This is a genomic window from Streptomyces sp. NPDC048696 (genome assembly GCF_043198895.1).
Classification (GTDB): domain Bacteria; phylum Actinomycetota; class Actinomycetes; order Streptomycetales; family Streptomycetaceae; genus Streptomyces.
In genome coordinates this window covers 314953-340846 of the sequence record NZ_JBICVJ010000002.1, presented here as the reverse complement: position 1 = coordinate 340846, position 25894 = coordinate 314953, and the positions used below count along the sequence as shown (strand labels likewise).

At 72.5% G+C, this 25894-nt stretch carries 17 protein-coding genes; 10 read left to right on the top strand and 7 right to left on the bottom strand.

Going from position 1 to position 25894, the window contains the following annotated elements; all coding sequences use genetic code 11:
* Positions 1-47: 47 nt before the first annotated feature.
* Positions 48-1964 carry a GAF domain-containing protein gene (locus ACGFRG_RS04565; protein ID WP_361423647.1) on the top strand — a complete coding sequence of 639 codons (1917 nt, stop codon included), beginning with the start codon at positions 48-50 and terminating at the stop codon, positions 1962-1964.
* On the opposite strand, the gene ACGFRG_RS04560 is transcribed toward ACGFRG_RS04565, so the two are convergent.
* Positions 1954-3330: an MFS transporter gene (locus ACGFRG_RS04560; protein WP_393261261.1), complete on the bottom strand. Its 1377-nt coding sequence runs from the start codon at positions 3328-3330 to the stop codon at positions 1954-1956. The two genes, ACGFRG_RS04565 and ACGFRG_RS04560, sit on opposite strands and share 11 nt — an antisense overlap.
* Positions 3331-4022: 692 nt before the next feature.
* Between ACGFRG_RS04560 and ACGFRG_RS04555 the strand changes: the two genes are divergently transcribed.
* The 7 genes from ACGFRG_RS04555 to ACGFRG_RS04525 all read left to right on the top strand — a co-directional run bounded on the left by ACGFRG_RS04555 (position 4023) and on the right by ACGFRG_RS04525 (position 13160).
* Positions 4023-4187, top strand: a complete 165-nt coding sequence (locus tag ACGFRG_RS04555; RefSeq protein WP_361423653.1) for a hypothetical protein — start codon at positions 4023-4025, stop codon at positions 4185-4187.
* A gap of 166 nt (positions 4188-4353) precedes the next feature.
* Complete coding sequence (locus tag ACGFRG_RS04550; RefSeq protein ID WP_393261259.1) at positions 4354-5496, top strand: helix-turn-helix domain-containing protein; 1143 nt, start codon at positions 4354-4356, stop codon at positions 5494-5496.
* Between the two features lie 35 nt (positions 5497-5531).
* Positions 5532-5993 (top strand): hypothetical protein, encoded by a 462-nt coding sequence (locus ACGFRG_RS04545; protein ID WP_393261256.1) that lies wholly within the window; start codon positions 5532-5534, stop codon positions 5991-5993.
* An 83-nt stretch (positions 5994-6076) separates the two neighbouring features.
* Positions 6077-7411 (top strand): phosphoribosyltransferase family protein, encoded by a 1335-nt coding sequence (locus ACGFRG_RS04540; protein ID WP_393261253.1) that lies wholly within the window; start codon positions 6077-6079, stop codon positions 7409-7411.
* Positions 7412-8131: 720 nt separating this feature from the next.
* The gene (locus tag ACGFRG_RS04535; RefSeq protein WP_361423665.1) at positions 8132-10015 is read left to right on the top strand and encodes a putative Ig domain-containing protein; all 1884 of its coding nucleotides are present in this window, start codon (positions 8132-8134) and stop codon (positions 10013-10015) included.
* A gap of 76 nt (positions 10016-10091) precedes the next feature.
* Positions 10092-10559 (top strand): hypothetical protein, encoded by a 468-nt coding sequence (locus tag ACGFRG_RS04530; RefSeq protein ID WP_393261251.1) that lies wholly within the window; start codon positions 10092-10094, stop codon positions 10557-10559.
* A gap of 120 nt (positions 10560-10679) precedes the next feature.
* Positions 10680-13160 carry an NB-ARC domain-containing protein gene (locus ACGFRG_RS04525; protein WP_393261249.1) on the top strand — a complete coding sequence of 827 codons (2481 nt, stop codon included), beginning with the start codon at positions 10680-10682 and terminating at the stop codon, positions 13158-13160.
* A 36-nt stretch (positions 13161-13196) separates the two neighbouring features.
* Here ACGFRG_RS04525 and ACGFRG_RS04520 read toward each other — a convergent pair whose 3' ends face one another.
* The 3 genes from ACGFRG_RS04520 to ACGFRG_RS04510 all read right to left on the bottom strand — a co-directional run bounded on the left by ACGFRG_RS04520 (position 13197) and on the right by ACGFRG_RS04510 (position 18687).
* Complete coding sequence (locus ACGFRG_RS04520) at positions 13197-14909, bottom strand: hypothetical protein (protein WP_393261831.1); 1713 nt, start codon at positions 14907-14909, stop codon at positions 13197-13199.
* A 264-nt stretch (positions 14910-15173) separates the two neighbouring features.
* A complete protein-coding gene (locus tag ACGFRG_RS04515; RefSeq protein ID WP_393261247.1) occupies positions 15174-17078 on the bottom strand; it encodes an ABC transporter ATP-binding protein in 1905 nt (634 codons plus the stop codon).
* 208 nt (positions 17079-17286) lie between these two features.
* Positions 17287-18687, bottom strand: a complete 1401-nt coding sequence (locus ACGFRG_RS04510; protein ID WP_393261245.1) for a DUF6777 domain-containing protein — start codon at positions 18685-18687, stop codon at positions 17287-17289.
* Positions 18688-18915: 228 nt separating this feature from the next.
* Between ACGFRG_RS04510 and ACGFRG_RS04505 the strand changes: the two genes are divergently transcribed.
* Positions 18916-20226: a streptophobe family protein gene (locus ACGFRG_RS04505; RefSeq protein ID WP_393261243.1), complete on the top strand. Its 1311-nt coding sequence runs from the start codon at positions 18916-18918 to the stop codon at positions 20224-20226.
* Here ACGFRG_RS04505 and ACGFRG_RS04500 read toward each other — a convergent pair.
* From ACGFRG_RS04500 to ACGFRG_RS04490, 3 genes are read right to left on the bottom strand one after another with little or no spacing between them, the layout of a single operon-like run.
* Positions 20223-21227 carry a serine/threonine-protein kinase gene (locus ACGFRG_RS04500; RefSeq protein WP_393261240.1) on the bottom strand — a complete coding sequence of 335 codons (1005 nt, stop codon included), beginning with the start codon at positions 21225-21227 and terminating at the stop codon, positions 20223-20225. The genes ACGFRG_RS04505 and ACGFRG_RS04500 overlap by 4 nt on opposite strands.
* Positions 21227-21817 (bottom strand): hypothetical protein, encoded by a 591-nt coding sequence (locus ACGFRG_RS04495; protein ID WP_393261237.1) that lies wholly within the window; start codon positions 21815-21817, stop codon positions 21227-21229. Before ACGFRG_RS04495 ends, ACGFRG_RS04500 begins: the two co-directional genes overlap by 1 nt.
* 9 nt (positions 21818-21826) lie before the next feature.
* The gene (locus ACGFRG_RS04490; protein WP_393261829.1) at positions 21827-24178 is read right to left on the bottom strand and encodes an FHA domain-containing protein; all 2352 of its coding nucleotides are present in this window, start codon (positions 24176-24178) and stop codon (positions 21827-21829) included.
* Between the two features lie 289 nt (positions 24179-24467).
* On the opposite strand from ACGFRG_RS04490, the gene ACGFRG_RS04485 reads away from it, so the two are divergent.
* Positions 24468-25826 carry a vanadium-dependent haloperoxidase gene (locus ACGFRG_RS04485; RefSeq protein ID WP_393261234.1) on the top strand — a complete coding sequence of 453 codons (1359 nt, stop codon included), beginning with the start codon at positions 24468-24470 and terminating at the stop codon, positions 25824-25826.
* Positions 25827-25894 lie beyond the last annotated feature (68 nt).

The window sequence follows — 25894 nt, the reverse complement described above, 5'->3', positions numbered from 1 at the left end:
TCCACAGGCCTGGCGCGCTGGCCCGTACGGCAGGTATCCCTGTGAACATGTCCCACGATCACCCGCAGTTCACCGAGTACGCCGAAGTCCCCTACCTGGAGCTTCTGGCGCGCGGCGCGGCGGCCGAGGCGTACGACCGGCCGGCGCTGCTGGCGCGCGCCGACGGCGCCGGACCCGAGGCGCTGGCCGCCCTGGAGGCGGCCAGACAGCTCGCCCTGCGGGTCCGCGCCGACCTGGAGGGCAGACGGCGCAGGGAGGCCGAGCTCTCCGCCCTGTTCGAGACCGCCCACGACCTCGCGGGACTGCGCGATCTCGACGCGGTGCTGCGGGCGATCGTGCAGCGCGCCCGGTCCCTGCTCGGCACGGAGGTCGCGTATCTGAGCCTCAACGACCCCGCGGCGGGCGACACTTATATGCGGGTCACCGAAGGCTCGGTGGCCGCCCGCTTCCAGCAGCTGCGGCTCGGCATGGGCGAGGGCCTGGGCGGCCTCGTCGCGCAGACCGCCCGCCCGTACGTCACGTCGAGCTACTTCGACGACGAGCGCTTCCGGCACACCCGGGCCATCGACACGGGCGTGCGGGACGAGGGCCTGGTCGCGATCCTCGGCGTACCGCTGATGCTGGGGAGCAATGTGATCGGTGTGCTCTTCGCCGCCGACCGGCACAGCCGGGTCTTCGCCCGCGAGGAGATCGCCCTCCTCGGTTCGTTCGCCGCGCACGCCGCTGTCGCCATCGACACCGCCAACCTCCTCGCCGAGACCAGATCGGCCCTGGCCGAGCTGGAGCGGGCCAACGAGATCATCAGGGATCACAGCGCGGTCCTGGAGCGCGCCTCCGAGGTCCACGACCGGCTCACCGAACTGGTGCTGCGCGGCGGCGGCGTCCACGACGTGGCGAGCGCGGTGTCCGAAGTCCTGGACGGCACGGTCGAGTTCGCGGACGCCGACTCACCGGCCTTCACCGCGCTCGACCTGACGGGCACGGACGGCCATGCGATACGCAACGGTCGGGACTGGGTGGCCACGGTCTCGGCCGGCGGCGAGTTGCTCGGCGCGCTCGTGCTGCGCGGCCACCCCGGGCTCGACCCGGTCGACCGCCGCACCCTGGAGCGGGCCGCGATGGTCACCTCGCTGCTGCTGCTCGCCCGGCGCTCGGCGGGCGAGGCCGAACAGCGCGTGCGCGGTGAGCTCCTGGACGACCTGCTGGACGCGCCCGGCCGCGACCCGCGTCTGCTGCGGGACCGCGCGGCACGGCTGCGAGCCGACCTGGACGCCCCGCACGTCGTCCTGGCCGCCCGCATGGAAGGGCCCGAGGACGGCACGGCGGAGCGGCAGACGGCCGACCGGCAGCGCATGGGCTCGGCCGCCGCGCATCTGGCGGCGACCCGGCACGGCCTGGCCGCCGCCCGCGACGGCGGCACCGTCCTGCTGCTGCCGCTCGGCCCGGGCGACACACCGGCCGAGGTCGCCCGTCAGCTGGCCAAGCAACTCGGCGCGGCCCTGCGCGAACCCGTCACGGTCGGCGCGTCGGCCCCGGTCGAAGCGCCCGCCGCGCACCCCGGCTCGGTGGCCGAGGGGTACGGGGAGGCGCGCCGGTGTCTGGAGGCGCTGCGGTTGCTCGGGCGGTCCGGCGAGGGCGCGGCCGCCCAGGACCTGGGCTTCCTCGGCCTGCTCCTCGCGGACACCCGCGACATCGACGGCTTCGTCGACCGCACCATCGGCGAGGTCGTGACGTACGACGAGAGGCGCGGCACCGACCTGGTGCGCACGCTCGACGCGTACTTCGCCAGCGGGATGAGCCCGGCGCGCACCAAGGACGACCTGCACGTCCATGTGAACACGGTGGCCCAACGCCTGGAGCGAATAGGCCGGTTGCTCGGGCCGGACTGGCAGTGTCCGGCCCGGGCGCTGGAGATCCAGCTGGCGCTGCGCCTGCACGCGATGTCGACGGCGGTCAGACGCTGACCGAGGCCTGGGCGCGGTCGGCGCGTTCGATGTCGTCCAGGTCGCGATGGCGGGTCTCGTGGGCGCACGCGACGGCGATCACCGTGAGGACGGCGGCCGCGATCACATACAGGGCGATGGGGGTGGAGCTGTCGTAGTCGGAGAGCAGGGCGGTGGCGATGAGCGGCGCGGGCGCTCCGGCGGCGACCGAGGCGAACTGGGCGCCGATGGACGCTCCCGAGTACCGCATCCGGGTCGCGAACATCTCGGTGAAGAAGGCCGCTTGGGGCGCGTACATGGCGCCGTGGAAGACCAGTCCGACGGTGACGGCGAGGACCAGGTTGCCGAAATCCGCCGTATCGATCAACGAGAAGAAGGGGAACATCCAGGCACCGACTCCGACCGCGCCGATCAGATAGACGGGCCGCCGCCCGATCCGGTCGGAGAGCGCACCCCACGCGGGGATCACGGCGAAGTGCACGGCGGAGGCGATGAGTACGGCGTTGAGCGCGGTCTGCTTCGCCATCCCGGCCGACGTCGTCGCGTACACGAGGATGAAGGCGGTGATCACGTAGTAGCTGATGTTCTCCGCCATGCGGGCGCCCATCGCGACCAGGACGTCGCGCCAGTGGTCGCGCAGGACGGCGACGAGGGGCAGCTTCTCGGCGCCGCCCCGCGACCTGTCCGCCGGGTCGGCCTCGCGTGCCTCGGCGCGCGCCAACGCGGCCTTGAACACAGGTGATTCATCGACAGAGAGACGTATCCACAGGCCGACCATCACCAGGACGCCGGACAGCAGGAACGGTACGCGCCACCCCCAGGAGAGGAAGGCGTCGTCGGAGAGGAGTGCGGTGAGCGCGGAGAGCACCCCGGTCGCGAGCAACTGTCCGGCCGGAGCGCCGGTCTGCGGCCACGAGGCCCAGAACCCGCGGCGCCGGGCGTCACCGTGCTCCGACACCAGCAGTACGGCCCCACCCCACTCGCCCCCGAGCGCAAACCCCTGCACCAGCCGCAACGCGGTGAGCAGAACGGGCGCGGCGGACCCGACCGTGGCGTGCGTCGGCAGCAGCCCGATCGCGAACGTCGCCCCGCCCATCATGACGAGACTGAGCACCAGCAGCTTCTTGCGTCCGATCCGGTCCCCGAAGTGCCCGAACACCAGGGCACCCAGCGGCCGGGCGGCGAACCCCACGGCGTAGGTGAGGAAGGACAGCAGCGTCCCGACGAGCGGATCGGACCCGGGAAAGAACAGCTTGTTGAAGACCAGCGCGGCGGCGGACCCGTACAAGAAGAAGTCGTACCACTCGATGGTCGTCCCGATGAGGCTGGCGGCGACGATGCGGGGGAGGTGGGAGGGGCGTGGGGGAGAGGTCGCGGGGGAGGACATCAGCACCACTTCCTGGCGGTCGGCGGGGACGGTTGTGTGTTGCCATACCGTAGGAATGTGCAGGTCAGGGGCGTATGTGGTGGGGCACCATAGTTCTGGGGGCGGGGGTGCGTGGTGCCACTATGAGACGGGCATCGGCGCTGGTTCGAGGGCTGTTTGGAGGTCGGCCTCGTGGTCGCTGGGCCAGCGGGCTCGGTTCCAAGGAGGGGATCGCGTCCCCTGGAGGGGGCAGGGGTGTCATGCCTCTGAAGGGCGCCACGATCCGTGGCCATCGTCGTGAGGGTGATCGATGTGCGACGTTATTGGATCGTTCGCTTCTGCATCTGACCGGGTGTGCGAAAACCGGGCTGTACTGGTGAGTTGGCAGAGGCGGGCGGGTTTGCGCGGCCGGGGTGGTCGTCTCCGGCCATAACGCTCCGTGCGCGTGGCGCTGCGCTGGGGAGCGAAGTAGTGTCCGGGTGCCGGTGCGGTGCGCCGGTGGAAAAGACAGTGACCCTGGCGGGGCCTACGAAACCGAGCCAGGGTCTGTCGCTCACACCATGCCGGTCCCCGGCACGAACGACTCCCTCGGAGAGGACTTCGCCATGTCCGTGAACCGTCCAGCCGACCAGAGGCCGTTAGGGCTCCCGGCGCGTGATGGCGAAGCTATCATCCCGCCCCTTCCGAGCCGGGAAACCCGTTGGGGCGATGACTTGACGGTCACCGCGGGCGGCAGCCTGTTCCGCGCGGTCCTGGTGCTGCCCGTCGTCGCCATCAGCGGGGTGCCGGGCGGGTGGAGCGTGCCGCGGGTGACGGCGTTCGTGACGGCTGCCGCACGTCGTACGCATGTCTCCTACCGGCGCGCTCGCCTGAACTGAGCCGATCCGCCGTCACCGTCGGGTGTGGGGCGCTGCCGAGCACGGGCCGGCACCCGACGGGGCGAAGTGACGTGGACGGCCGGCGAATTTGCTGCAAAACCGGCCGTGGACGACCAGCCGCGACCCGTAAACATCTACCCGCATTTCCCCCGGAAGGGGCTCAGTCATGGCAGTTGGCGCGTTCAGGAACGCGACGTGCCCGCAGTGCGGAACACCCTTTCGGCAGGAGCGCAGGCAGGGCCGCCCGTTCACCTACTGCTCCCCGGAGTGCAAGGCGTCGGCGAGCCGCCGGAACAAGGGGTCCGAAGGGCCCGGGAGCAGCCCGTACGACGACGATCTGCAGGCGGTCGGTGAGGACATCGACCAGCTCGCCAACAACCTGCTGGCCGCGATCCACAACGGTGACGGCCCGTATGAACTGCTGTGGATCGTGGCCGAGGTGCAGCGGAGCCTGCAGGACTTCACGGCGCTGAACATCGCACGGGGTCGGGCACGCGGCCAGACCTGGGACCAGCTCGGCGCACCTCTGGGGTTCAGTGGGGAGCGGCTGCGCAAGAAGTGGCCGATGAGCATGATCACGCGTCGGCTGGACAACTACCGGGCCAACCGGGCCGCTCGCCAGGCCGGTCAGCCCGCGGTCTCCCCGGCCGTTCCCTCGCAGCGCCGCCCGCCCGCCGAGGAGGCCGACACGGACAACGACACCGCGACCGCGGCCCCGTTCGCCACCCAGACCCCGCCGCAGCAGCTCGCCGGCGCTCTGTCCTTCCTGCAGCGCCGTACGGGCAAGCCGCTCAGGCAGACCGCCGCCGAGACCGGTATCTCCCCCTCCCACCTTTCCCGCCTGCTCGCCGGTACGCGCCGCCCGTCCTGGCCGGTCGTCAAGAACCTGGTCGCCGCATGCGACGGCAACCCGCACGAAGTTCGCCCCTTGTGGGAGAACGCCCATCGCCCCACCGGCCCCCTGTCCGCACCCACGCAACCAGACGTCGCCTCGGCCGGGGACCCCGGACAGGCCCGCGCCCAGCTGCGCGACGCGCTCCGCGGCCTCTACCTCGCCGCGGACCGGCCCGATCTGTGGCGCATCCGTGCCGCCACCGCCGACACACTGACCATCGGCCACATCGCCCGCGCGCTCACCAGCCCTCACCTGCTGGGCTGGTCCGTCACGAGCCGCCTCGTCTTCGCCCTCGGCGGCCGCCCCGCCGACCTGCGCCCGCTCTGGCACACCGCCACCCGCCCCACCCCGGTGATCCCGTCGTCTCCGCCGCCCACCACGCACCAGCACTTCATGGCCGACGCCTTCGGATAGCCCCGTCGCTCATCCGCGCCTGAAAGGGAGGAACCGTGGGCCTCACCCGCCCCAGCCTGCCGCCGCCCCCGCCCGTCGCCAGCACGCCGATGCTCACGCTCCCTCCCGCCTTCGAAGCCTTCTACGCCACCCACGTCCGCTGCTACCAGGTCTACGCCCGCGCCCACTTCGCCCGCCCCGACACCGCCGACGCCGTGGTCCGCACGGCCTTCGGCGACCTCCTCGCGCACTGGTCGGCCATCGTGGCCGCCCTCAACCCCACCGCCGAGGCGTGGGCCCGTTACACCGCCCACATCCGTCGCCACGCCCGTTCCCTGCCACTGCGGACCGATGCGCCCCTCCAATACCAGGCCATCGTCCTCCACCACATCGTCGGCTGCTCCGTCGACGACGTGGCCGCCACCACCGGCGAGGATCCCAGCAAGATCCGCCACATGCTCCAGACCTGGCCCGGCACCCTGAGCCAACCGCCGCGCGCTCTCGGTTCACCGGGGTGAGGATGGAGACGCGGGGCATTTCGTGTTGCTCGCCGTGCCCAGCCGTACGCAGTCGTGTTCCGCCGGGGCGAGGAGGCCGGACCGTGTACTTCGTGGATCGCCGAGATGCCGGCCGACAGCTGGCAGCCCGCCTGAAGCACCTCAAGGGTTCCGACGTCGTCGTGATCGGGCTGCCCCGCGGAGGGGTCCCGGTGGCCGCGGAGGTCGCCCGCGCCCTCGGCGCACCGCTGGATGTCTGCCTGGTACGCAAACTCGGCGTGCCGTTCCAGCCGGAACTGGGCATGGGTGCCATCGGTGAAGGCGGCGTCCGCGTGATCAACGACGAGGTGGTGCGTACCGCCCGGGTCACCCAGGACGAGCTGGCCGAGGTCGAGGCACGTGAGCGGGAGGTGCTGGAGAGCCGCGCCCGACGCTACCGGGGCGGGCGGGAACCACTCGGGCTGGAAGACCGCGTGGTGCTGGTCGTCGATGACGGGGTGGCCACCGGCTCGACCGCGCGGGCGGCCTGCCGGATCGCCCGCGCACGCGGGGCCGCACGGGTGGTGCTCGCGGTCCCCGTGGCGCCGCACGACTGGACCACACGACTCGGCGCGGACGCGGACGAGCTGGTGTGCCCGCACACTCCCTTGGCCTTCTACGCCGTCGGGCAGTTCTACACCGACTTCTCCCAGACCGAGGACGACGAGGTCGTCGCCTGCCTGGAGGAGGCGCTCGCCCGCCCGGCGAGCACCGGCCGGACCCCGCCGGGCCATGCCCTGCCCGAGGACCGGGAAGCCGATGTGCGAGCGGGTCCGCTGGTACTGCGGGGACAGCTCACCGTCCCCGAGGGCGCGCTCGGGATCGTGGTGTTCGCGCACGGCAGCGGCAGCAGCCGCCACAGCCCGCGCAACCGGTTCGTCGCGGCCGGCCTGAACCGAGCCGGTCTTGGCACCCTGCTGTTCGACCTCCTCACCGAGGAAGAGGGAACCGACCGGTCCAACGTCTTCGACACGGACCTGCTCGCCCACCGGCTCACAGGCGCCACCGCCTGGCTGCGCGAACAGCCCGAGGCCCAGGGGCTGGCCATCGGATACTTCGGCGCGAGCACCGGCGCGGCCGCCGCGTTGTGGTCCGCCGCCGAGCCCGGCACCCGGATCGCCGCGGTCGTCTCGCGCGGTGGCAGGCCCGATCTCGCCGGACCGCGGCTGCCGGCGGTGACGGCGCCCACGCTGCTGATCATCGGGGGCCACGACCACACCGTGCTCGGCCTCAACCGCGCCGCTCAGGCCCGGCTGCGCTGCGAGAACGAGCTCGCCGTCGTCCCCGGTGCCACGCACCTGTTCGAGGAACCAGGAACCCTGGAGAAGGTCACCGACCTGGCCCGCGGCTGGTTCACCGACCACATGGCCCCGGCCGCTCACACAACGGCCCGATTCTGAACGACGGCGTCCCGTCTGACGCGTCACCGCCGGCTTCGTCTGCCGTCACGTCGAGCAGGGTGATGTCCTCGTCCCGGCCCCCCGCCTGATCCGATTCAGCAGCGAACGGACCCTGGACAGCGGCGATGCGGCGGAATGCACCGTGCCCGCCGCCACAAGTGCACCGCGTCATGCGGGACCGGCTCACCGCGCCCGGTGCGCGCCGTGAGCCCTCTGAAGTGGCGTACGGGCGCCGAAGCCACCCATGTGTCGGTAGAGGTTTTCGCTCGGTGCGGTCAAGTTGACATCGGTGTCTGTCAAGAGACGGGAAAGCCGCTTTCCGTTGATTGACCGTGTCACCTCAACTCTGCTTGGCTTCCGCGCAGCGATCGGCGCATCACGTTCCGCATCACGATCCGCGTCACCTTCTGCGTCACTCTTCGCACCTCCGCACCATCCTCGTACCGCGCACAGCACGACGTACCACAGCCAACGCCCGTGCTGCAGCGTGCGGTTGGCTGCGCCGTCCCGTCGGAGTGGGGCGGAGAGGACTCGCGTGGCCGGTGCCGCGCGGGTATCCCCCCTCCCGCCCATGTCGTGCAACTCCGGCCGCTCTTCGCACCACTTGCAACCTGAGCCACCGCTCCGCCCGATGCGTCGCCTCGCTGCCCGCCATCAGGCCGCAGACCGCCCCGCCGAACCGGCATCCGGCGATCTGCACGAGAGAGGATCCCCCTACACATGGGTACCCCCTGCATACGCGGCACAGCACGAAGAGCCCTGACCGGTCTCGCCTCGCTGTCCCTCGTCACCGGCGCCATGGTCGCCGCCACCGCAACCCAGGCGACGGCCGCCCCGGCCCCGGATTCGGCCAACGGCCACTCCGTGTCCAACCCTTACAACCCCGCGTACGGGCACAGCTACCGGCACGGTGCCGTGCCGACCGCGCAGCAGCACGCCAAGATGAAGGCGTGGGACGCCGCCCACCCCACACCGAACGTGGCCACGGGACCGCAGACGCTGTCCTACGGCGGTGGCATCGACGGCATCGGCGTCCAGAGCGGTCACTCCAAGGTCTACCTGGTGTTCTACGGAAACCAGTGGGGCACGCAGAGCACCGACGGCAACGGGAACGCCAAGTTCTCGGGTGACTCGGCGGGCGCCGCCGGCGCCGCCCAACAGATGTTCAAGGGCATCGGCACCGGCAACGAGCTGTGGTCCGCGGACCTGACCCAGTGGTGCGACGGCCCCAACGTGGCCACGGGCGCGACGAGTTGTCCCTCGAACGCGAACTTCATCCCGTACCAGAGCGGCGGTGTGCTCTCCGGTGTGTGGTACGACAACGCGGCCGCGTCACCGAGCGCCGCGTCCGGGCACCAGCTCGGCCAGGAGGCCGTCAACGCGGCCGCCCACTTCGGCAACACCACGGCGGCCTCGAACCGCGACGCCTACTACGTGATCCTGTCGCCGCACGGCACCAACCCGGACAGCTACCAGGGCCAGTACTGCGCCTGGCACGACTACAACGGCGACAGCACGCTGACCGGCGGGGCGGTGAACTCCCCGTACGGCGACGTCGCGTTCAGCAACCAGCCGTACAACATCGACTCGGGCCAGGGCTGTGGCGTGGGCTTCGTCAACTCGCCCGGCACCCTCGACGGCTGGACCATGACGCTCGGCCACGAGTGGCACGAGATGATGTCGGACCAGAACCCGGCGGGCGGCTGGACCAACCACACCGGCAGTTCGTACAACGGCCAGGAGAACTCCGACGAGTGCGCCTGGCTCAACCCCGGCACCGCCGGTGGCGCGGCCAACGTCACCATGGGCACCGGCACCTTCGCCGAGCAGGCCAGCTGGTCCAATGACACCAACTCCTGCGCCATCTCGCACGCGATCGTCGGCGGAACGTCCGGCAACACCGTGACGGTCACCAACCCGGGCAGCCAGAGCACCACCGTCAACACGGCCGTCTCGCTGCAGATCAACGCCTCCGACTCGGCGAGCGGTCAGTCCCTGACCTACTCGGCCACCGGTCTGCCCGCGGGCCTTTCGATCAACTCCACCACCGGGCTGATCAGCGGTACGGTCACCACCACCGGGACCTCGTCGGTCAGCGTGACCGCCAAGGACAGCACCGGTGCCGCCGGCAGCACGTCGTTCGGCTGGACCGTCTCGCCCGCCGGCGCGGGCGGCGTCACCAACGGCGGCTTCGAGACCGGCAGTCTCTCCGGCTGGACCGCCGCCGGTACCGCCACCGCCGCCACCTCGGCCGCCCACAGCGGGAGTTACGGCGCGCTGGTCGGCTCTGCCAGCCCCAGTAACACGTCCTCGATCGCCCAGACCTTCACAGCGCCCAGCGGCAGCTCCAAGGTCTCCTTCTCGTACAACGTCACCTGCCCCGACACCGTGACGTACGACTGGGCGACGGCCACTCTCAAGGACAACACGTCGGGCACCACGACGACCGTCCTCGCCAAGACCTGCACCCAGGGCGCGGGCTGGAAGACGGCCTCCGGCACCCTGACGGCGGGCCACAGCTACACCCTCACGCTCATCAGCAAGGATGACAACTACGCTGGTGACGCCACGTACACCTACTATGACGACGTGACCGTCTCCTGACGCTCACTCACCACCGTGTGACCGCGGGGGCGGGGCCGTCCGGTCCGCCCCCGCGCTCCTCGTTCCCGGAGGCCCCATGGTTTCCCGGCAGGTTCGCCGACGCGGCGGGCGCGTCCTCGGGACGACTCTGGCCGTCATGCTGGGGCTGGTCGCCGCCAATGGGTGCTCCTCGTCCGACGGTTCACACCATCCAAGCGTCTCGCGCTCCGCCACCGTGCCCTCCAAGGCCGTCACCCTCGACGAGCACGCTCGCGGCAAAGTCGTCACAGTGAGCGTCGGCACCGCGGTCCTGGTCCGCCTGCACAGTACGTACTGGTCCGTGCCCGCCAGCTCCGACCCGCAGCTCCTGGCCCCCGTCGGCAAAGGCGGCAGCACGCCCGCGACGACGTGCGAGCCCGGCGCGGGCTGCGGATCGGCGGTCGCCGACTTCACCGCCCGCCGCCCCGGCATCGCGCGCCTGACCGCCCACCGCGACTCCTGCGGCGAGGCGATGCCGTGTCGGCCGGGCGACGGCAGCTATACCGTCACGGTGGAGATCACCTAGATCACCGGGATCACCCGAAGTTCGTCCCTCGCCCGGCAGAGAGTCGACTACCGCAGCCGCCCCGAGCTCTCTACGGTGGCATCCGGTGGCATCGGTGATTCACTCGGGCGTGGGGGAGCCATGGAAGCTGAGCTGACGGCGCTCGCGGTGTCGGGGGCGACCACGATGGTGACGCTCATGGTCTCGGACGCCTGGGCGCAGGCCCGGGGACGGCTGGCGCGGCTGTTCAGCCGCGGGGCCGGGGACGACGACACGGGGCGGCTGGTCGACGAGTTGCAGGCCTCGCGCGAGGAGTTGCTGGCCGCTCGTGCGGCGGGCGACGACGAGGGCGCGGCCGACATCGAGGAGCAGTGGCGGCTGCGCATCCGCCGGATGCTGCGGGCGGATCCCGCCGCCGCGCAGGAGCTGCGGGAGCTCCTGGACGACGTCGGTGCCCCGGCGGGCGGCGTGCGCAACGAGCTGTCGGGCGTGGTGCACGGGCCGAGCGTCCAGGCCGCGCAGATCCACGGCGGTATCACCTTCCACGTACAACCGCCGCCCCTGCCCGGCCGGGACGTCAAGCCGGACGAGGTCCCGCCCCTGGCCGTCGACTTCGTCAACCGTACGAAGGACATCGCGGCTCTCGACGAGTGGTTCGGGGCCCAGCGGAGCGACGCCTTGGCCACCGTGCGGTTGGGGCTCGTCTACGGGATGCGGGGCGTGGGCAAGACGTCGATGGTCTGCCACTGGGCGGAACGCGGACGGGACCTGTTCCCCGACGGCCAGATCTACGTCGACTTCGCGCCGCTGGGGGGACTGGCCGGTGGCGGGGACGTCTCCGACGCCGTGCGCACCTGCCTCATCTCGATCGGCGTCGACGAGTCCGCGATCCCGCAGTCCACGGACGCCCGGATCGCACGGTTCCGCACCCACTCGGCCGGCCGCCGGATGCTGGTCGTTCTCGACAATGTGAGCCACCCCGCCCAGGTCAGGTCGCTGATCCCCAAGGGGCGGGGGAGTGTGCTGCTGGCCACCAGCAATGCCCGGCTCGGCGAACTCGCCATGGCGGGCGCCAAGTTGCTGCCCCTTGAGCCGCTGGACAGGGACGGTGGACTGCATCTGCTCGCCGGGGCGTGCGGCGCCGAGGCGGTGGACGCGGAACGGCCGGCCGCCGAGCGGCTCGTCGAGCTGTGCGGCGGGCTGCCGGTGGCGCTGAGTGTGCTGACGGCCCGGCTGGTCACCACGCAGGGGCTGACCATGACCCGGCTCGCCCGTGAACTGGCTGAGGAGCCCGATCCGTTGGCGGGTATGGCCCTGGGGTCCGCGTTGTCCGTCGGGGAGGAGCGTTCGGTGGCCGCCGTCTTCGATCTCACCTACCGCGAGCTGCCGCCGGAGGCGGCCCGGATGTACCGCCTCCTTTCGCTGCTGCCCGGCCGTACCTTCGACGCGGGCACGGCGGCGGTCGCCGCCGACACCACCACGGCTGCCGCCCGCGCCTGGCTGACCGCCCTGGAGGAGCTGCGCCTGCTCGACGTGGAACCGAAGGACGGCCGGTACCGCTTCCACGCTCTCGTACGTCTGCACGCGCGCCGGTGTGCCGCGCTGGAGGAGGCGGAAGGCGCTCAACTTGCCGTTGTCCAGCGGGTGCTGACGCATTATCTGGCGCTCACCGCCTTCGCCGACCGGGCGATCCGGCAGGACCGGCTGCGGGTGGCCGAGCTCGGCACCCTGCTGCGTGACGCGCCCGATCCGTTCGCGGGCGACGATGGACCGGCGCCGCTGGACTGGCTGGAGGCCGAGCACCACAACATCCTCGACATGCTCCGGGCGGCGGCGCGGCACGGCCTCGCCGATCGGCTGTGGCCGCTGGCCGAGGCGTACACCGTACTGTTCCTGCACCACCGGCACCTGGCGCCCTGGAAGGAATCCCTGGAGCTGGGGGCCGAGGCGGCGGCCGCGTGCATGGAGCCCGCGGCCGAGGCCCGGCTGCGCAGTCTGCTGTCACGGCCGCTGATGGACCTCGGTGAGTACGACGCGGCGCGCGCCCAGCTGGAGGCGGCGGTCGCGTGTGCCGAGGTGTCGGGGCACGCGAAGGTGCGCGCCTCGGTGCAGGAGTTCCTGGGGCGGTACTGGGAGCACTTCGACCTCGACCGCGCCCTGGCGGCGTACCGACGCTCCATCGAACTCAACACGGGAGCACAGGAGTGGCGGGGTGCTGCCATCGCGTCGTACTTCCTCGGCTGCGCCCAGGACGCGCGCGGCGAGCACGCCTTGGCGCTTGACACCCTGAGCGGCGCGCACCGGGCGCTGCTCGACTGCGACGACGCGAGGATGGCGGCGCGCGCGACGATCGCTCTCGCCTTCACCCACGACCATCTCGGCGACACCGACCGGGCGATCGAGGCGCTGACCGAGGCGGCCGCCGCACTGCGCCAACAGCAGGCGGACCACTACGAGGCGCAGGCACTGGTGGCCCTGGCCGGGATCGAGGAGCGGACGGGCCTGGACCCCACGGCCGTCCGCGCCCATCTGACCAGGGCCCTGGAGATCTACGAGTCGCGCGGCAACCCGGAGGCGCCGGCGCTGCGGGAGCGGCTGGCGGGGCTCGACGAAGCAGGGTGAGCGGGGGCGGCGTGCGGCTCGGGTGCGTGAGCTGCTTTACGAGCCGTCGCCCTGGAGCCCCGGCCGCAGCCGCACCACCACGTCCTCCTCGCGTACGTCCCCGATCCGCAGGGTCGCCACCGTGTCGTCCAGGGCGAGCTCGGCCCGCAGGCAGCTGTAGACGACGGCGGCCGCCAGGCCGGGGTCGTCGCCGAGCGAACCGGTGGCCGTCGCCTCCACGACGCGCCCGTCCCGCAGCCCCACCACCGTGGTGCCGCCGCGCACCGGGGCCGCGGTCAACAGGCTGCCGGGGAAGCGGTCGAGGGTGTCGCGCACCCAGCGCACGGCGGCCGACGCGGTGTCCGGCGAGGTCCGCCGGACCAGGACCGACGCGCTCTGGGTGAGGCGTCCGTCGCGTTCCTGGATGTCACAGGCGAGATGGACGTACGTGTCCGGCGCCTCGTCGATGTCGGCGCAGGCGGCGGCGGGGCGCCGCCGCAGCGTCACGATGGGGTGCCCCGTGGCCGACTCGACCACCGAGGTGGTGACCACCCATGAGGTGACCGCCGCCCCCACCGGCTCCGGCAGGGGCGGGGCCAGCACCGGCGGCGGGGAGGCCGTGGGCTCCGGCTGCCCCATCAGCTGGTAGACACAGGCCCGCAGCCGGGTCAGCGCCTCGCCGGGGTCGGCGAACGCACGGTCGGCGATCTCCGCGTACCGGTGCGGTGTGTGCGTGCGCAGGGTCTCCTCGATCTGACCGCGCAGATCGCCGTGCGGATCGAGGTGGGGTGCGCTGCGGCCGAGGTCGGTGACGGCCGTGCCCGGCACGGCGTCGGCCCCGAACGCGCCCAGCAGCACCGGCTTGCCGAGCGCGGCCCCGTACAGCGTGACCGAGCCGTGGTCGCCGATCACCATCGACGCGGCGAGCAGCGCGGAGCGCCACGCGTGCACCGGGGGGATGAGCATCAGCCCGGCGTCGAGCGCGGCCGCCTGGAGCGTACGGATCTGCCAGGCGCCGTGGCCGGACCAGATGTTGGGGTGGAGGATCGCGGCCACGCGGTACTCGTCGCAGGGCAGTGCGGACAGGAGCCGGGCCGGGAGGTGGGGGAGCCGGCCGAGCAGTGAGGTGGCGCCCCAGGTGGAGCTGACCACCACCAGCCGCTGCTCGTCGCCGACGCCCAGCGCACGGCGGTACGCCTCGGCGTCGTCCGCGCCCGCGCGCAGTTCGTCGAAGCAGGGGTCGCCGACGAGCAGCGTGTGCCCGGACGCCTTCGGGTGCGCGGCGAGCAGCTGCTCCTCCTGGCCCGGGTGCGAGACGGTCAGCCAGGCGCGGCCCGCCTCAAGAAGCGGGTCCGGCACGAGCCCCGACAGCCGCTCGCGCGTGGAACGCGAATCCGGCACGAACTTCTGGAACCCGATGCCGTGCGGCAGCACGAGGACCGGGCAGTCGCCGTCCGGGACCTCGATGTTCTCGCTGGCGGAGACGATGAGGTCGGGCGAGATCCGGCTCAGCTGCGCCCAGGGCATGACCCGGCAGCCGGCGTCGTGCAGCAGGTCGAGGACGCCGTCGTTGAAGGCGGACGTGGGGTCGTACGCGAAGACGACGGTCACCTTCTCGTCGCCGCGCAGCAGGGCGGGCAGGCACTCCAGGACGCGTACGGTAGAAGTGACCGTGCGAGCGGCTACGACGAGCGTCTTCTCGCCGTGAAAGGTGCTCCACCGGGCGGCGTCGTGCCCGACCGGGACGCGCAGGGGCTGGCTAGCGTGCATGGCCACCCCGAAAAGCTACGCGCCGACCGCCCCGAAGCCCCTCGCGGCTCGCGGCTCGCGGCTCGCGGCTCGCGGCTCGCGGCTCGCGGCTCGCGGCTCGCGGCTCGCGGCTCGCGGCTCGCGGCTCGCGGCTCATCGTCGGCTTAGCGCACATCGGACGGGGTGACAACCCTTCACGGTTTCAGGAAAGCCAGGGACGGTTCGGTCGGGGGATCTACCGTACCGGGGTCCGCCCGGGCAGGCCGGGCGGACCCCGTCGCCGCGCTAGCGGTCCTGGGACAGCGCGTGCAACTCGCTGAACAGGCCGCCCGAGTGGAGCAGATCCTCGTACGTGCCCTGTTCGGTGATGCGGCCGCGCTCCATCACCACGATGCGGTCGGCCATCCGGGTGTTCTCGATGCGGTGCGTCACGACGATGGTGATGCGGTCGCGCGCGATGCCCTTGAGGACGCTGAACATCCGGTGCTCACCGCGCGCGTCCATCTCCGACGTCGGCTCGTCGAGGATCAGGACCGGCGGACGGCGGTAGAGCGCGCGCGAGCACGCGATGCGCTGCCACTGCCCGCCGGAGAGCTCGCTGCCGCCCCACAGCTCCCGGGCCAGCAACGTGTCCAGGCCGTGCGGCAGTTCCTCCACCGCCTCGCGCATCCCGACCGCGTCGACGGCGTCCCAGACCGGGTCGTCGTGCTGGGTGCGGGGCTGGCCGAGCGTGATGTTCTCCCGTACGGCCAGCGGCCACTGGCCGAAGAACTGCGGGACGAGCCCGGTGCGCCGCCACACCGTCTCCGGGTCGGCGGCGGCCACGTCGACCCCGTCCCAGACCACCCGGCCCTTGTCGGCGAGGTAGAGGCCGGTGATGAGCCGGGTCAGGGTGGACTTGCCCGAGCCGTTCTCGCCGACCACCGCGACGACCTCGCCGCGCCGCAGGGTGAGCGAGACCCGGTTCACGGCGGGCGTCGCCTTGTTCGGATACCGGTAGACGACCTCGTCGAGCCGGATCTCCTTCGGTTCCTCCGGTGCGGCCGACTCGCCGCGTTTCGGGGCGCGTTCGGTCGCGAAGTCCAGGAACGAGCGCATGTCGGCGAGGTACAGACTGGTGTGGAACATCGCCGCGCCGTAGGTGACGACCTGCGACAGCGCCGCGAGCGAGCTCTGTACGGCGACGACGGCGGTCGCGGCCACGCCGAGACCGACCCGGCCGGTCACCGCGAGCCAGGCGAGAGTGGCCCAGGTGGCGAGGAGGAAGGCGCCGCCGAGGACCGAGGTGGCCAGGGAGATGCGGAGCAGCCGGGGCGCCATGGCGAGGGTGCGGCGGTCGATGCGCTCGGACAGCGACCGGTACCAGAACATCAGATAGCCGGTCATCCCGTTCGCCCGCACCTCGTCGGCGAGTTTGGGCGTGGTCGCCCACCAGCGCATCATGCCGCGCACATTGCGGTCGCCGACGTTGGCGTAGTGCGTCTCGTAGTCGACCCGCGCCGACATGACCGCGCCCGCCCCGGCGGGCAGTACGGCGAGCACGAGCAGGCCCAGCATCAGGGGATGCAGCACCGTGAGGACGCCCGCCGCCGCGGTCATACGGATGAGGGCCGCCATGAAGTGCTGGGCGTCCTTCACCATCAAGTTGGTCCGCATCACGCCCATTTCGGCGGCCTCCTGCCGGTCGGCGAACCCTTCCTCGCCGTACGCGGCCGCCTCCACCCGGCACACCGCCTCGACCATGGCGGCGTCGGCGGCCGTCGTCAGCGGCGGGGTGATCCGACCGTCCGCGTACGAGGAGAGGGCGGAGGTCACGCGCGCGACGGCCACGGCGAGGGCGATGACGACCAGGGCCGGTAACGCGGCGTCGAGCCGGTCGGCCGCCCGGCCGTCGCCCAGGATCGGCCGCATCGCCCGCGCCGTCGCGCCGAGCAGCACCGCCGCCGCGATGCCCGTGACGGCCTGGCAGGCCACCAGCAGCACCACCGCGCCCCGGTCGATCCGCCACGCCATCCGGCACGTCTGCCCGAGGACGGACGGCAGCCGCGAACACATATGGCGGAACGACGCCTCCCCGAGCGGGTTCTTGCCGTACGAGCCCGAGAAGGTGATCTCGGTGGGCGGGGGCGGCTCCGGTGGTGCGCTGTTCGAACTGTGGTCGGTCTCGGCGGCGCTGTGGGACGGCTGCATGACGGCTCCTCGGTCGGCTCTCGCGGAACGTGACGTATACCTAACGCTGCTGATCAGCGCGGCGTAACGGCCAGTTCTCGATCGGAAGTTCGACTTTCGGGGCGCGATGCTTGGGGGGACTGGGCGGGGCGGCGGTGATCCGTAGTTCGAATCACTCGTGTGGGGTTGGGTACTCCGATCCGGGGATTGCCGGGCGGGCGTCTGAGGGTCAGTAACCTCCGGGCGCCGAAGCCGACGGCGGCGTCGCGGGCGCGTACGGCGTCGAGGCCCCCGACGGGGACGGCGGCGAGGGCGACGGGGCCTCGGTGGACGGGGAGCCGGCCGCCGAGGACGGCTGCGGTGTCACGGCCGTCGGCGGACAGAGCGGCGACGCCGAGGCGCCGGCCGGGGACGACGGATAGGGAGAGCAGGGCGGGGGAGCGCTCGGCGACTCGTACGACGGGGAGGGCGGAGCGGTCTTCTTGTCGTTGTCTCCCTTGTCGCCCCGGTGGCGCTGGAACCACTCGTCGTGGTCCGGGTCGAACATGACGAAGACGTCGACCACTTGGGCGGCGGGCGCGACCACGGCGACGTTCGACGGCCGGTACGCCGCCCAGGAGTCGCCCGTCGGCTTGGGCGTGCCCCGCTGTGCGACCGGCGGGGTCAGCGGGTTCCCGCAGGCGCAGCGCACCCGGGGCACGCCCCGGTCGTCCACGAGGACGGCCGTGCCCGCCTGGAGTACGGCCTGGTAGGAGGTGGGGGAGCCGTCGCGGTACCCGTGGTTGGTCACCCGGGTGTCGACGCGGAGCTGTACGGGGGTGAGCGCCCGGAGATGGCGGGGTACGTCGCCCGGGCCGATGCCGAGGACCGAGGCGAACGCCTTGGTCTTCGCCGGGTCCGCCCCGAGCGCGGTGATCTGCTTCTCGACGTCGCAGCTCGCCACGTTCCGGGTGCCGCCGTAGAGGCCGGGCGCCGCACCGTCCACGCCGCGCGTCACGTTGGCGGACGCCGACGTCGACGAGTTGGGCAGCGAGGGCGGGCTGGGCGGCGGTGAACCGGTCCGCGCCGTGGAGGGCGTGAAGGGCTCCGGGCCGTCCTTGCCCGCCGCCTGGAGGAAGACCTCGCTGTTGGCCCCCTTGCCGCCGCCGGAGCCGCCGGGGCGGGTGAAGACGATGATCAGGGCCACGGCGGCGACGACCGCGCCGGTCATCAGGGCGATGCGGGGGGCGGAGTGCCACCAGGGGCGGGCGGGGGTGCCGTCGCCCGCGCCCCGGTCCGGGGGGCCTTCGGGGCCGGTGGGGCCACCTGGGCCGGTGGGGCCACCGGGACCTCCTGGGCCACCGGGACCTCCTGGGCCGTCGGGGCCGCCCGGGCCGCCGCCCGAGCCCCGGTCCGGGCCGCCCGGGCCGCTGCCTGAGCCACCTGTTCCGCCCGGGCCGTACGCGCCGCCGCCCGTACCGACCGCGATCGTGTCGTCGTGGCCGCCCTCGGTGTGGGTGCCCCGGCCCGTGTCGCCCCCGCCGGTGCCGCTGGGTGGGCCGGTGGACGGGCTCGGGTGGGGCGGGCCCGAGAGGGGGCCGGACGGGGGGCCGGTGGGGCGGCCGGACGGGGGCGGTTCGTCGTCGCTCACGAGCTCTTCTTCCCGGGTCGGAGGCCCTGCGGGGACGCGGGGCGCGCCACCGGGGCGAACGGGACGCCTCCGTACGGCGACGGGGCGGGAATCACCCGTATCAGGGTGTTGCATCCGGTTCGTCCTCGGCCTGCCCATTGTGTGTGCGGGCCCTGGCTCGCCCGCAAGCCGACGCGGTCGGCCCTCCACGACGGGCGGTACTCCCCGGGGCTGCTTAGCGTGACAGGCGTGAGCCAGGAGACACCGCCGGACACCTCCGCGAAGCCAGGACGCCCCCGCCACGGCTGGGGCGAGGCTCTCGCGGCGGTGCTCGGCGGGCTGATCGCGATGGCCGTCGTCGCCGCGCTCGGCCTGCTCGCGGCCGGTGCGGGGGACCTGCCCGACAATGCGTTCCCGCAGGTCGTGGCCGCCGTCGTGGTGATGGCGGTCGGCGGTTGTGTCGCCGTCAAGGGCGACGCCGGGGTGCTCGCCGACACGAACGCCGGACTGACCGTCCTGCCGCTCTCGGTCACCCTCGTCGGAGCGCTGGTCGTCGCGGCCGGATTCCTGCGGCCCCTGCGCCACCGGGCCGTCGCGGGCGCCCGGGAACTGGCCCTGTGGGCCGCCCGGGTCGCCGTCCTGTGGCTCCTCGCGCTGCTCGGGCTCTCCTTCCTCGCCCGCCACCGGTTCGCCATCGGCATCGGCGGCACGATCGGTGACATCGGCGACCTGCTGGGCGCGACTCCCAAGGTCGGCTTCGAGGCCGAGGTGTGGCCCACGCTGCTGTTCGGGCTGTGCTGGCTCGCGGGCCTGCTCTTCCTGGCCCTGCTGGTCTCGCGCAAGGCCCCGCTCCCCGCCCGGCTGCTGGGCTTCCAGGAGTCGGTACGCCCGGCCGCCTTCGCGATGGTCGTGCTGCTCCTGGCCTACGTCCTGATCGGGGTCGTGGTCGGCCTCATCGTCGCCGTGGCCAGGGGGCACACCGCCGAGACGCTCGCGGTGATCCTGCTCGGCCTGCCGAACCTCGTCTGGCTCGGCCTCACCCTCGGGCTCGGCGCCTCGTGGGAGGGCCGGGTGGACGGGCCGTTCGGGCTGCCCATGCCGCACGTCCTGGACCAGGTGCTGCGTACGCCGGACCTCTCCACCCTGAACCTGCGCACCCTGTCCGACTACGACGGCCGGGTGTGGTGGCTGCTCGTGGTGGCCGCGCTGCTGGTCCTGGGCGCGGGGTTCCTGATGGCCGCCCGGTCCCCGGCCCGCGTACCTCCCTGGCACCACGCCGTGCACCTGGCCATCGCCCTCGCCCTCACGGTCCTGGCCGTGTGCCTGCTGTCCCGGATCTCCGCCCATTACGGCCTGTCGCTCCTGGGAATCGGCGACATCGGCGGCGGCCTTTCGGGCCAGGTGACCTTGCGGCCCCACCTGTGGCGAGCGGTGGGCCTGGCGGCGCTCTGGGGTCTGGTGGCGGGTTTCCTGGGAGGCCTGCTGGCCAGAGGCGTTCGGCGGAGAGGCGAGGTAGAGCCTGTGGTGGACCAGGCCCCTACGTCGGGCGATGTCCTCTAGGAGCGCGGCCGGGGCGCGGAAAACACGGCCCGAGCCCACTCCGGCGGCTCCGGCGGTGGCCCGGGCGCTTCGGCTGCGGCGACGACCCGCATATCGACCCGGGTCGGCGCGTGGCCCCCCGCCGCAGAGCCCACCGCCGCCCCCCGCAACGCGGAGACGAACGCGAGACACGACCCGTACCGGTCCTCCGGACTCTTGGCCAGCGCCTTGGCCATGACGCCGTCCACCGCCCCCGCGAGCCGAGGACGGCTCTCGCTCAGCGGCGGCGGCCGGTCGTACTGATGCGCCCACAGCAGCGCCATGTCGTCGTCCCGCCGGAACGGCGGCGCCCCTGCCAGCGTCTCGTACACCACGCACGCGAGGCTGTAGACATCGCAGCGGCCGTCCACCGGGCGGCCGGAGATCTGTTCCGGGGCCACGTAGTCGAGGGTGCCGACGAACTGGCCGACCGTGGTGAACCCCGTCAGCGACAGCGACTTCTTGGTCAGACCGAAGTCGGTGAGGTAGACGTGCTCGGGGTGCTCGCTGTCGATGCCAGGAGCCACCAGGATGTTGCCGGGTTTCACGTCCCGGTGGACGAGGTCGTGCTCGTGAGCCGCGTCGAGCGCGGACGCCACCTGGGTCGCGATGCGGGCCGCCGTCGGCAGCGGCAGCGGGCCCTCCTGGTCGAGCAGCGCGCGCAGGTCGCGCCCCGAGACGTAGCGCATGGCGATGTACAGCACGCCGTCGGTCTCGCCGGCCTCGAAGATCGGCACGATGTGCGGGTGGTCGATCGCGGCGGCCACGCGGGACTCATGCGTGAAGCGCTTGCGGAAGGTGTCGTTGCGGGCCAGTTCGGGCGCGAGCAGCTTCAGCGCGACCGTGCGGTCGAGCCGCAGGTCACGGGCCCGGTAGACCACGGCCATCCCGCCGCGTCCGATCTCCGCCTCGACCCGGTACCCGGCGATCTTCCGCCCGATGAGGTCGGAGGGCCGTCCGGTGTACACGCCGTCGGGAGCCATCAGATGTCACCGGACCTGTCACCGGACCTCTCACCCGGCGCGACGATCCGGGTGGCGTCCGCCGGACCCGCGGCCGGGCCGCCGCCGTCGGGAGCGAGCCCCGACGGCGGTCCCGTGGTCGCGTACGTACTGAGCCGTATCCCGTCGCAGTACACCCACCGCTCGTGCTCCGCGTCGTAGAGCCACACCGCCTCGCCGTCGACGATCATGCCGACCCGCAGCCCCTGGGTGTGCTGCCGGAACGTCTCGCCGTCGAGGCGGCCCGCGGCCAGCTCCTCCGCCGCGCTGCGGTAGCGGATCAGCATGTCCTGGGCCCGGGCGAGCAGGGGGCGCGGGTCCGCCGTACGGGCCAGGGGCGCGCCCGGCACCGGCGGGTCCTGGGGGACGGCGACCAGCAGGCGGCCGTCCACCCACGCCGACCAGTCGTTGGCGCACACGATGCGCGCCCAGTCGCCGTGCCGCTCGGCCAGCCGTACGGGCAGCAGCGCGTCCAACGGGACCGTCATGCGTTCGGTGTCCGGGCTCTCCCAGGCCGCCAGCCCGCCGGGCGGGACGACGTGGGTGGGGCGGAAGTCCACGGGAGCGGTCATCGCGGCCGCCTACTTCCGCATCACGGACGGCTCGTGGCGCCGCAGCAGCCGTGCGACCGCGAAGCCGAACAGCAGCGAAAGGGCCACCAGCATGCCCATATCGATCAGCCATACGCCCGTGTCGTGCCGGAACAGCGGGTCGCCGGTCAGATCGCCCGGCAGGATCCTGGCGAGCGAGATCGTGCCCGCCATCGCGCCCAGCGCCCAGCGCGACGGCACCAGCCACGCCAGCTGCTCGACGCCCGGTACGCCGTGGAGCTTCAACAGCGCGCCGCAGAAGACCACTTGGACGATGGCGAGCAGTACGAGCAGCGGCATCGTGACCTCCTCCTTGCGCACCAGCGCGGAGACGAGCAGGCCGAGCATCATCGCGGTGAACGCCAGCAGCGCCACCGCCGCCGTGATCTCCACCAGCGGCGGCATGAGCACGCCCTTGCCGCCGGGCGCGTTCAGGCGCACGCCGAACAGGCCGACCAGGGTCAGGACGACGGCCTGGAGCACGGTGACCGCCCCCAGGACCACCACCTTGGACATCAGATACGCGGATCTGGACAGGCCGACCGCCCGTTCGCGCTGATAGATCACCCGCTCCTTGACCAGCTCCCGTACCGCGTTGGCGGCTCCCGTGAGCACGCCGCCGACACACAGGATGAGCAGCGCGTTCATCGCCGTCTCCCGGGTCAGCTCGCCGCCCGCGAGCGCTCGTGCCATGGCGCCCATCACGAACGGCAGCGCGATCATGATGGCGAGGAACGTCCGGTCGGCGCCGAGCGCGGCCGCGTACCGCCGCACCAGGGTGCGCAGCTGGGACCCCCAGCTCTGGGCCTTCGGCGGAGCACCCACGGTCCGGGCGGCCACGGCCCCGCCGAGGTGCGGCTGGGCGCTGGAGGCGACGACATAGCGCTGGTGGAGCGGCGAGCGGCCGTACTCGCCCGCCCAGTCGCGCTCCTGGTCCCGCTCGAAGGCCTCGAACGCCTCCGGCCACTCGGCGAAGCCGAAGAACGGCAGGGTCTCGCGCGGCGGCCCGTAGTACGCGATCCGGCCGCCGGGGGCGAGGACGAGCAGCCGGTCGCAGACGTCGAGGCTGAGCACACTGTGCGTGACCACGATGACGGTGCGGCCGTCGTCGGCCAGGCCCCGCAGCATGTGCATCACCGAGCGGTCCATGCCGGGGTCGAGCCCGGAGGTGGGTTCGTCGAGGAAGAGCAGCGACGGCTTGGTGAGCAGTTCGAGGGCGACGCTGACGCGTTTGCGCTGGCCGCCGGAGAGGCTGTGGATGGGCTGGTTCGCGCGCTGTTCCAGGCCGAGTTCGCCGATCACCTCGTCGACCCGGGCGCGGCGCTCGGCCTTGGCGGTGTCCTGGGGGAAGCGCAGTTCGGCGGCGTAGCCGAGGGCCCGGCGGACGGTCAGCTGGGCGTGCAGGATGTCGTCCTGGGGGACGAGGCCGATGCGCTGGCGCAGCTCGGCGTAGTCCCGGTAGAGGTCGCGGCCGTCGTAGAGGACCGTGCCCCGGTCGGCGGGGCGCTGGCCGGTCAGGGCGTTGAGCAGGGTCGACTTTCCGGCGCCGCTGGGGCCGACGACGGCGAGCAGGCACTTCTCGCCGACCGGGAACGACACGTCGTCGAGCAGCGTCTTGCGGCCCCGGTCCACGGCGACCGTCAGATCCTGTACGTCGAGGGAGACCTCACCGGTGTCGACGTACTCCTGGAGCTCGTCGCCGACCAGGCAGAACGCCGAGTGGCCGACGCCGACGATGTCGCCCGGCGCGACCCGGGCGCGGGCGACGGACTGGCCGTTGAGGAAGGTGCCGTTGTGGCTGCCGAGGTCGACGATCTCGTAGCCGCCGTCCGGGTGCGCGCGCAGTTCGGCGTGGCGGCGCGAGACCACCAGGTCGTCGACGACGAGGTCGTTGTCGGCGGCGCGGCCGATCCGTACGGTCTTCGCGGGCAGCGGGCGCACCGACGTGGGCTGGCGGAAGGCGCCCGTCGCGGACGGCATGGAGACGGCCGAAAGGCGTTCCGGGGCGCGGACGGGCGGGGGCGCGCGGCTCACCAGGACGGCGCGCGGGCCGTCGGCGGGGCTGCCGAACCGGATCTCGCTGCCGGGGCCGACGTCCCACTCGTGGACGCGCCGGCCGTCGGCGTACGTCCCGTTGGTGCTGTCCTCGTCCTCGACGGTCCAGTGGCCGGCCTCGGCGCGCAGCACGGCGTGGTGCCACGACACACGCGCGTCGTCGATGACGATCTCGCTGAGGGGGTCGCGCCCGACGTGGTAGTCCCGGCTCGGACTCATCACCGTGGAGCCGGTGTCGGTCTCCAGGACGAGTTCCGGCGCCGTCGGTACGGCCGACCGCTCTCCCATGGGGTGACCCATGGGGTGAATTCTACCGATCCACACCTTTTCGCGCCTTGCGGTGGCGTGGTCATGGCAGCCCGTGCGCCGCCCTGTACCGCCAGGGTTTACCGGCGGCCGCCTCCCGTCATCCGCCCGCTGGATGTGCGGCCGAAACCCCCGGCCCTAGATTGCGACGCGGACCGCGGCACCGTACCGAATCCGCAAATCGCCAAGACGCCAAATCGCCAAGACGCCAAGAGGGGACCTGAGCATGTTACGGATCCACAGAAAGAGCAGAAGGAGAAGACCCGGCGCGATGCGCGCCCGTGCGGTGGCTCTGGCGACCGTGTTCGCCACCGCGTGCGGCGCGCTCGCCCTGGCGCCGCAGCCCGCCTCGGCCGCGCCCCCCAACTACACCGGCGACCCCGTGCAGTACTGGAACGACGTGCTGCTCGGCGCCATCCGCACCGCCGGTGGCGCCCCCGGGCCGATCTCCCGGGCCGCCGCCATGATGAACACCGCGATCTACGACGCGGAGAGCTCGTACCAGCTGCGCTGGCACACCATGACCTCCGACCCGTATCTCCAGGCGATCGACTATTCGAAGGGCTGGGGGTTCGAGGGGCCGGGCGAGGAGGAGCGGGCGATCGGGCGGACCGCCTACAACGTCCTGCTCAAGCTGTTCCCCGACCAGGCCACCTATCTGGACAACAAGTTCAAGGAGCGGTTCGGCACCAACTCCACGGACTTCGACATCATCGACCTGACGCTGGTCGGCACGATCGTCAAGAACATCCAGAACTTCCGCACGGCCGACGGCTCGGACGACAAGAGCGTGTACACGCCGGACGGCAAGCCGGGCGCCTGGCAGCCCACGAGCTACCCGGACCTGCCGGACCCGGGCTGCGGCCAGGGCAGCCAGGCGGTCACCCCCACCTGGGGCCTGGTCAAGCCGTGGGCGATGACCTCCGGCTCCCAGTTCCGGCCCTCGACCCCGGGGACGTACGCCTCGTACGAGAGCCTGCTGGCGAGTCCCGCCTACGCGAGCCAGGTCGACGCGGTGCGCACGCTCGGTGCCGCCGGATCCACCGCGCGTACGACGGACCAGACCGCGGCCGCGTGGTTCTGGGCCAATGACGCCAACGGCACCTTCAAGCCGCCGGGGCAGCTTCTCGACACGACCGCGCGCGTCGCCAGGGACCACGGTCTGACGCCGTATCAGAACGCCCGGCTCTTCGCGCTGGTGTCGGTCGCCATGGCGGACGCGGCCATCGGGGAGTGGGACGTCAAGTACCGTACGCCCATCGATCTGTGGCGTCCGGTGTCGGCGATCCGCGAGGGCGGCCTCGACGCCGGCTGGAAGCCGCTGTCGGGCACCTCGCCGTGCTTCCCGGCGTGGGCCTCGGGCCACGCCGCCTTCGGCGCCGCCTGGGCGGGGGTCATGCGGCAGTACTTCACCAGCGACAACGTGAGCTTCACCGTGACCACGGACGACCCGAAGTCACCGGTGCGCACGCGCTCGTTCACCAGCTTCAGCCAGGCCGCGCACGAGGACGGCGACAGCAGGGTCTGGCTCGGCGTCCACTACCCGTGGGACGCGAGCGACGGCTACACCCTGGGCGACTCCATCGCCACCTGGGTGTTCACCCACAAGATGAGGGCCGCCGGATCCTGACCCGGTGGCAGCGGGCGGCGCCCGCCCCGAACCGCCGGGGCGGGCGCCGCTCGCACACGAACCGCTTG

What these genes read in the sequence shown, in the direction of transcription:
- ACGFRG_RS04495 (WP_393261237.1), bottom strand. Translation starts at nt 21,817, where the DNA reads ATGACCGCTCCCGTGGACTTCCGCCCCACCCACGTCGTCCCGCCCGGC.
- ACGFRG_RS04520 (WP_393261831.1), bottom strand. Translation starts at nt 14,909, where the DNA reads ATGCACGCTAGCCAGCCCCTGCGCGTCCCGGTCGGGCACGACGCCGCC.
- ACGFRG_RS04565 (WP_361423647.1), top strand. Translation starts at nt 48, where the DNA reads ATGTCCCACGATCACCCGCAGTTCACCGAGTACGCCGAAGTCCCCTAC.
- ACGFRG_RS04535 (WP_361423665.1), top strand. Translation starts at nt 8,132, where the DNA reads ATGGGTACCCCCTGCATACGCGGCACAGCACGAAGAGCCCTGACCGGT.
- ACGFRG_RS04485 (WP_393261234.1), top strand. Translation starts at nt 24,468, where the DNA reads ATGCGCGCCCGTGCGGTGGCTCTGGCGACCGTGTTCGCCACCGCGTGC.
- ACGFRG_RS04560 (WP_393261261.1), bottom strand. Translation starts at nt 3,330, where the DNA reads ATGTCCTCCCCCGCGACCTCTCCCCCACGCCCCTCCCACCTCCCCCGC.
- ACGFRG_RS04550 (WP_393261259.1), top strand. Translation starts at nt 4,354, where the DNA reads ATGGCAGTTGGCGCGTTCAGGAACGCGACGTGCCCGCAGTGCGGAACA.
- ACGFRG_RS04515 (WP_393261247.1), bottom strand. Translation starts at nt 17,078, where the DNA reads ATGCAGCCGTCCCACAGCGCCGCCGAGACCGACCACAGTTCGAACAGC.
- ACGFRG_RS04490 (WP_393261829.1), bottom strand. Translation starts at nt 24,178, where the DNA reads ATGGGAGAGCGGTCGGCCGTACCGACGGCGCCGGAACTCGTCCTGGAG.
- ACGFRG_RS04500 (WP_393261240.1), bottom strand. Translation starts at nt 21,227, where the DNA reads ATGGCTCCCGACGGCGTGTACACCGGACGGCCCTCCGACCTCATCGGG.
- ACGFRG_RS04530 (WP_393261251.1), top strand. Translation starts at nt 10,092, where the DNA reads ATGGTTTCCCGGCAGGTTCGCCGACGCGGCGGGCGCGTCCTCGGGACG.
- ACGFRG_RS04525 (WP_393261249.1), top strand. Translation starts at nt 10,680, where the DNA reads ATGGAAGCTGAGCTGACGGCGCTCGCGGTGTCGGGGGCGACCACGATG.